Below are 1,920 nucleotides of genomic sequence, written 5' to 3'. Positions count from 1 at the left end.
TGAGGGGGTTGGCCCGGCGTCCGTGCCTGCACGTTTGTGCAGCTCAGCGCGGAGGCGGCGGGATTTGAACCCGCGAGAGGGGATGAACCCTCAACGTGTCTGAGCCGCGCGGGTGAGGCCGGCGAAATGACCGCTGTTGACCACTGGCCGCCGGAGCGTGACCGCCACGTGTGGCAGTGGCACGGCACGGTGGGGCGCCTGTTGGGTGTCGCCCGAAAATCGAGTTTCGATCTTGCTCATCTCTTGCGACACTGCCCGGATCGCACAGCCGGGAGGAACTCGTGCTTGAGCAGGTGAGGGCGCCGCTGCGGTTTCGTCCCTTCACCGTGGTGCTGGCGGGTGAAGGGTTGTCGATGCTCGGCGACGGCGCCTTCGGCGTGGCCCTGGCCTGGTTGGTGCTTCAGGAAACGGGTTCGGTGGCTGCACTGGCGTCTGTCCTGTTGGCGCAAGCGATCCCACGCGGCCTGCTGATGCTCTTCGGCGGAGCCATCACAGACCGACTCTCACCACGAACCGTCATGCTCTGGTCTCACATTGTGCGGGGCGTGGCCGTAGCCACAGTGGGCACCCTTGCATGGGTCGGCAGCGTCCAGATGTGGCAGCTCTACTCGCTCGCTGTGGTGACAGGAGTGGCGGCAGCCTTCTTTGGACCGGCCTCGGAAACCGTCCTGCCCCTCCTCTTGCCTGCTGAGCATCTTCCGCGCGGCAACGCGCTCCAGGGCGCCGCCGAGCAGGGCGCAATGATCGCGGGTCCGATGCTCGGTGGCCTGCTGACTGCGTGGCTCGGCCCGGCCGTCGCGATCGAGCTCAATGCGCTCACGTTTCTCGTCGCGGCCATGACGGTCCGCGCCGCACCGCGCCGAGTGGCTACTCACCAGGAGGCGATGTCTGTCTCAGGCGTGCTCAAGGACATAGGCGAGGGTCTGCGCGTCGCCCGTCGGAGCCACGAAGTACGGATCGTCCTGCTGATTGTCAGCGCCTCCGCGCTGGCCTACAGCGGTGTGTTTGCTGTGGGCCTGCCCGCACTTGCTCGATCGTTCTCGGCCAACGCCGTGGCGCTGGGAACGCTGATATCGGCGTGGGGTGTCGGCCAGCTTCTTGGCACCATCGCAGCCGCCATCACGGGTCTACCTCGACGGTGGGGCCTGCTCATCATCGGCATGACCGTTGTCGAGGCGACAGCGTTCGCCCTGCTGGGCGTCTCGCCCAACATGTTCATCGCCTCCGCGATTCTCGTCGTGGTGGGCTTCGGCGTCGCATACTCCAGCGACGTGGCGCTGCCGACGTTCATCCAGACCCGCACTCCCCGGCAGTTCCTGGGACGCATAAGCAGCCTCATCGGTCTGCCGCGCGTCGCCCTCGAACCGGTCTCCATCGCTCTACTCGGCGCCGTGCTGACCCGCTCCGTCGGCTGGGGATTCGCGGTAGCAGCCATTCCGATGCTCGCGGTTGGCCTCCGGCTGTGTTTCGATCCACAAGCCCGGAACCTGCGCACTGACCCACCTGACTCCGAGGCCGGGTCGAATGTGCCGCAGGAACCGAAAGACCCTGAGCACCGGACCTTGTAGGCGGCGTGGGATAGGGCAGTACTTCTTGCCCGCCAACCACTCTCCCCCCGTCCTCCTCGCAACCCCTGGTACTCGGGGTACCCGAACGGACCGTCATGTCGATCATGAGATCGTCCACGACCGCCATGGCCGCGCGGTATCAACACGTCACCGATCCGATTCGCCGCAGTGTGGCCGAGCGGATTGACGGGCTTCTCCGGGGTGCGGAGGAGGAAGGCGCGGACCCCGGCGAACGGAGATGAATGAGAGGGGAACTGAGACTGAGACGGATCGCGCCGGGCCGCCCCTGGTGAGGGGGTTGGCCCGGCGTCCGTGCCTGCACGTTTGTGCAGCTCAGCGCGGAGGCGGCGGG

1 protein-coding gene is annotated in these 1,920 nt (G+C 66.7%); it reads left to right on the top strand.

Annotated features, from left to right (window positions below; all coding sequences use genetic code 11):
• Positions 1-281: 281 nt before the first annotated feature.
• Positions 282-1,568: an MFS transporter gene (locus B141_RS0106340; protein WP_020574325.1), complete on the top strand. Its 1,287-nt coding sequence runs from the start codon at positions 282-284 to the stop codon at positions 1,566-1,568.
• The last annotated feature ends 352 nt before the right edge of the window (positions 1,569-1,920 follow it).

Origin of the sequence: Actinopolymorpha alba DSM 45243 (assembly GCF_000373925.1) — a bacterium.
Lineage (GTDB): Bacteria > Actinomycetota > Actinomycetes > Propionibacteriales > Actinopolymorphaceae > Actinopolymorpha > Actinopolymorpha alba.
This window is presented reverse-complemented; position numbering and strand designations above follow the sequence as displayed.